The organism is Promicromonospora sp. NPDC060271, assembly GCF_042726755.1.
In the GTDB taxonomy this organism is placed as follows: Bacteria; Actinomycetota; Actinomycetes; order Actinomycetales; family Cellulomonadaceae; genus Promicromonospora.
Map to the genome: position 1 here is coordinate 1 of NZ_JBHXBG010000103.1, position 4,356 is coordinate 4,356.

Consider the following 4,356-nt stretch of genomic DNA (forward strand, 5'->3'; position numbering starts at 1 on the left):
GGTCAATCAACTGACCGATCTCGAAGCAACCGACCGAAGTCAGCAGCCAACAACCACTGGTGCCAGTCGGCGCCCAGGTCAGGCCTTGGCGCCCGACTCCGCGCGCTCGGCGGACGACTCCGCCTTCTGCTCGACCTTCTCGCCCACCGGCTTCGGCGGCACCGACGCGTTGCGGAACTCCTGACGCGGGTCGTGCAGCGAGCCCAGCGAGACCAGCTCGCGGCCCAGGAGGAACTGGCCGATCCAGCCGATCAGGATGCGGACCTTGCGGTTACCGGTCGGCATCGCCATCACGTGGTAGCCACGGTGCGCCACCCAGGCGAGGAAGCCGCGCAGCTTGATGAAGCCGAACAGCTCGGCGACGCCCTTGTACAGGCCCAGCGACGCGACGACGCCCAGGTTCTTGTGGTCGTAGTCGACGGCGGGCTTCTCCTTGTAGAGCGCCACGATGTTGTCGGCCAGGCGCACCGCTTCGCGGATCGCGTGCTGTGCGTTCGGCGGGCAGAACTTGCCCGGGTTGTTCACGTCCGGCACGGCGGCACAGTCGCCGGCGGCCCATGCACCCTCGACGATCTCGCCGTCCTCGGTCGCGACCTGCAGCGTCGGCAGCACGATGACGCGGCCCATCTTGTCGAACGGGAGGTCGGACGCCTCCTTGATGACCGGGTTCGCCTTGACGCCCGCGGTCCACACGATGGTCTCGGTGTCGAACTCGACGCCCGTCGACGTGACGACGTGCCCGTCCACGCAGGACGAGAGGAAGGTGTTGAGGTGGAACTCGATGCCGCGCTTCTTCAGCTCGGCGAGCGCGTACTCGCCCATCGGCTCCGTGACCTCGGGCAGGATGCGCCCGGCGCCCTCGATCATGACGAACCGCAGGTCGGACGCCTCGATCGTCTGGTACTGCCGCGTCGCGTAACGCGCCATGTCCTCGATCTCGGCGAGCGCCTCGATGCCGGCGAACCCGCCACCGACGAACGTGAACGTGAGCATGCGCTTGCGCAGGTCGGCGTCCCACGTGGAGGACGCGACGTCCATCCGGTTGATCACGTGGTTACGGACCGCGATGGCCTCTTCGACGTTCTTGAAGCCGATGGCCGACTCCGCGAGACCCGGGATGGGCAGCGTGCGCGACACCGAGCCGAGGCCGACGACAAGCTGGTCGTACGACACCTCGTACTCGTCGCCCGACTCGGGCTGGATCTTCACGTGCTTGCGGCCGTGCTCGATCGTGGTGACCTTGCCCTGCAGCACGTCGATGCCCTTGAGGGCCTTGCGGTGCGGTGCCACGACGTCGCGGGCGTCGATCGACCCGGCAGCCGCCTCGGGCAGGAAGGGCGCGTACGTCATGTACGGCCGCGGGTCGACGACGACGATCGCCGCCTCCCGCTTCTTCAGCTTCTTTCGCAGGCGGCGCGCCACGTAGAGGCCGACGGACCCGCCGCCGAGCACCACGATGCGCGGCACCTTCCGCGGGCGCGGCGTGCTCGCCGCATCGGAAGCATGGCTGACCGAGGTCAGGTCGTTCTGAGGCATGATTCCCAGGATACCGCGCGCCACGCATCCGCATTGACACGCCAAAGGGCGGCGTGTGCGTGATGCACCCCACGCCGCCGTCGCCGCTGCAGGAACGTCCTCGATCCTCTGGCAGCCACAACGGACCACCGCGGCCGGAAGTTCCCGGCTCACGCTCGACGGATCTGGCGTGAGCCTGCGGTTCCGCTTCGGGCGCGTGCCTCGTTCCTCGGCCCGCACCCTTCGCTTCACCTCCGGCTCACGCCATGGACAACGCGATCCCGTCGAGGATGTCGTGCTCGCTCGTCACCACGCTCGTCAGCGAACCGCCGGCCGCCGCGACGTCGGCGACCACGCGGGTGATCACCTCGGACCAGACGAGCGCCCCGGCCGCGATGACGTCGACCCGGCCCGGGTGCAGGAAACCCATCGCCGCTCGCTCGGCGCGCGGCGCCTCGACCAGCGCCGCGCACGAGTCCAGCACCGTCTGCACCGGGAGCTCCGCCTGGTTCACCCGCTCGCGCCGGTACTCCGACAGTCCCAGCGCGTGCGCGGTCACCGTGGTGATCGAACCGGCCAGCCCGACCAGCGTCGCCGTCTTCGCGAGCGGGACGGCGTGGGCGGCGTCGTCCAGGTGGGCCCGCACGTCCGCGCGGGCCGCCGCGATCTCCGCAGCCGACGGCGGATCGCCGTGCAGGTGCCGCTCCGTCATCCGCACCGAACCGACGTCCATCGAGACGCTCGCGTCGACCGAGCCGGTGCCGAGCACCAGCTCGGTGGATCCGCCGCCGAGGTCGACCACGAGGAAGGGGCCGGCATGCGCCTCGGCGACCGCGCCGGTGGCACCGCGGAACGAGAGCTGCGCCTCCTCGGCACCGGTGATGACCTCGACGTCGACGCCGAGCGCCGCCCTGACGCCCTCGAAGAACTCGTCGCGGTTCCGCGCGTCCCGCGTCGCCGACGTCGCGACGAACCGCACGCGCTGCGCCCCAGCGGCCTCGATCGCCGCCGCGTACTGCCGGGTCGCCGCCAGCGTGCGCTCCAGCGCCTCGGGCGCCAGCTCGCCGGTGCGGTCGACGCCCTGGCCGAGCCGTACCACCTCCATGCGGCGGTCGAGCTCGGTGAGATTGCCGGCGGCGTCGACGTCCGCGACGAGCAGGCGGATCGAGTTGGTGCCGCAGTCGATCGCGGCCACACGAGAGGGAGTCACACGAAGATTCTTCCAGCCCCGCCACCCCGAGGACGTCGGACGTGCCGTTCCGCGAGAAAGCTCACGTGGTCGTCGGCGCGGTTCAGCAGGTGCAGCGGTCCGGGCGCCAGGTGTCCTTGGCCAGCTCCAGCGCCTCGTCACCCAGCGGGTTCACACCCGGGCCGGCGGCGAGCGCGTGCGCGAACAGGACGTGCAGGCACTTGACGCGCGTCGGCATGCCGCCGGCCGAGATGCCGGCGATCTCGTCGACGTGCCCGATCGCCTCACGCTGGGCGAGGTAGTGCTCGTGCGCCTTCCGGTAGGCGGCGGCGAGCTCCTCGTCCTGCTCGAGCCGCGCCGTCATCTCCCGCATCACACCGTTCGCCTCGAGCGTCGACGCGGCCGCGGTCGCGCCAGGATGGGTCAGGTAGAAGACCGTGGGGAACGGCGTGCCGTCAGGCAGGCGGGGCGCCGTGCGCACCACGGTCGGACGGCCGCACACGCAGCGCGCCGCGATCCCCACGACGCCGCGCGGCTCGCGGCCGAGCTGCTCGGCCAGGACGCGCAGATCGTCGTCGGACACTGTCTCGATCACGGAGTTCACCGCTCCATTGTCCCCCAAGAGATCGTCCGCCCGGCGCGACGCGACGCGCGATCGGGCGGACGCGCGCGCCTACTCCTCGCCGCCCGCGATCCGCACAGAATCCCACACGCTCGTGAACCAGGGGGTTCTCGCATCCTCCGACGCGCCGGGCGACGGCTCGACGACGCCGGGCGGCGGCTCCTCCTGCTGCACGGAGTCGGTGTCGAGGGGGCGCCACACCTTGTCCCCCGGCATGACGAAGTGCAGCCGCGACCGCGCCTGCTCGATCACGTACGACGGGTCGTCCCAGCGTGCGAGCTCGGTATCGAGCTCCTCCTTCTGCACGAGCTGCTGGTTCAGCTCCGCCCGGAGCTCGCGCAGCTCGGCCTGCTGGGTCACGACGGCGCGTACGGTCGGCAGCAGCAGCACCACCGCGAGGAGCACCACGACGGACAGCACCATGGCGCGGACCGTCAGCACCTCTGGCAGCACGAGCCCGAAGCTGCCGCGCTTACGGTCCGCGCGCGGCGGCGGGACGCTGCCGTTGACAGTGCTGCGGCGACGCGGCTGCGTGGGTCGCTTCACCCCGGCGCCCGACGCCGGGCGCGCGGCCCTAGGGGCGGCGGTCCCCGGGCGCGCGGCAGATCGAGCGGGCGCACTCCGCGGCGCGGCGGTACGGCGGCCGGCCCCCGGCGGCGCGGCGGGCTGACGAGCGGACCCGCCGGACGCCCCACCTCTCGCGGTGGAACCCTTCGCCGTCGGACCGGGCTGCTTCTTCGGGGCGGCCTTGCCCGTCGGCTTCGCGTCCTTCGCCTTCTTCGCGCCCGACGCACCCGCTCCCGCACGGGGGGCCGACGGGCGCGCGCCTGAGCCGCGGGCCGGGCCCGAGGGTCGCGCCGGACGACGTGAGGAAGGCATGGGTCGATTGTGCCGATTCGCGAGGCCTTTGTACCGGCATTACCTCCGGCGTGCCGTGTGTCGAACCTGTGGAACACGAAAGCTGTCAGACACGAGCGGACGTGTCAGACGTACAGGTGCCACACGACGCCCCCACCTCGGAACAGAGAGG

Annotated in this window: 4 protein-coding genes; all 4 read right to left on the reverse strand. The window is 71.5% G+C overall.

Going from position 1 to position 4,356, the window contains the following annotated elements:
- Positions 1-78: 78 nt before the first annotated feature.
- The 4 genes from ACFWE2_RS16285 to ACFWE2_RS16300 all read right to left on the reverse strand — a co-directional run bounded on the left by ACFWE2_RS16285 (position 79) and on the right by ACFWE2_RS16300 (position 4,205).
- The gene (locus ACFWE2_RS16285; RefSeq protein WP_377225260.1) at positions 79-1,536 is read right to left on the reverse strand and encodes an NAD(P)/FAD-dependent oxidoreductase; all 1,458 of its coding nucleotides are present in this window, start codon (positions 1,534-1,536) and stop codon (positions 79-81) included.
- A gap of 238 nt (positions 1,537-1,774) precedes the next feature.
- A complete protein-coding gene (locus tag ACFWE2_RS16290) occupies positions 1,775-2,725 on the reverse strand; it encodes an exopolyphosphatase (protein WP_377225261.1) in 951 nt (316 codons plus the stop codon).
- A gap of 82 nt (positions 2,726-2,807) precedes the next feature.
- Positions 2,808-3,308 (reverse strand): DUF501 domain-containing protein, encoded by a 501-nt coding sequence (locus tag ACFWE2_RS16295; RefSeq protein WP_377225262.1) that lies wholly within the window; start codon positions 3,306-3,308, stop codon positions 2,808-2,810.
- 69 nt (positions 3,309-3,377) lie between these two features.
- Positions 3,378-4,205, reverse strand: a complete 828-nt coding sequence (locus ACFWE2_RS16300; protein WP_377225263.1) for a septum formation initiator family protein — start codon at positions 4,203-4,205, stop codon at positions 3,378-3,380.
- Positions 4,206-4,356: the final 151 nt, after the last annotated feature.

Bases quoted from the DNA above. Each gene is read 5' to 3' on its own strand.
- ACFWE2_RS16300 (WP_377225263.1), bottom strand. From the start codon at position 4,205: ATGCCTTCCTCACGTCGTCCGGCGCGACCCTCGGGCCCGGCCCGCGGC.
- ACFWE2_RS16285 (WP_377225260.1), bottom strand. From the start codon at position 1,536: ATGCCTCAGAACGACCTGACCTCGGTCAGCCATGCTTCCGATGCGGCG.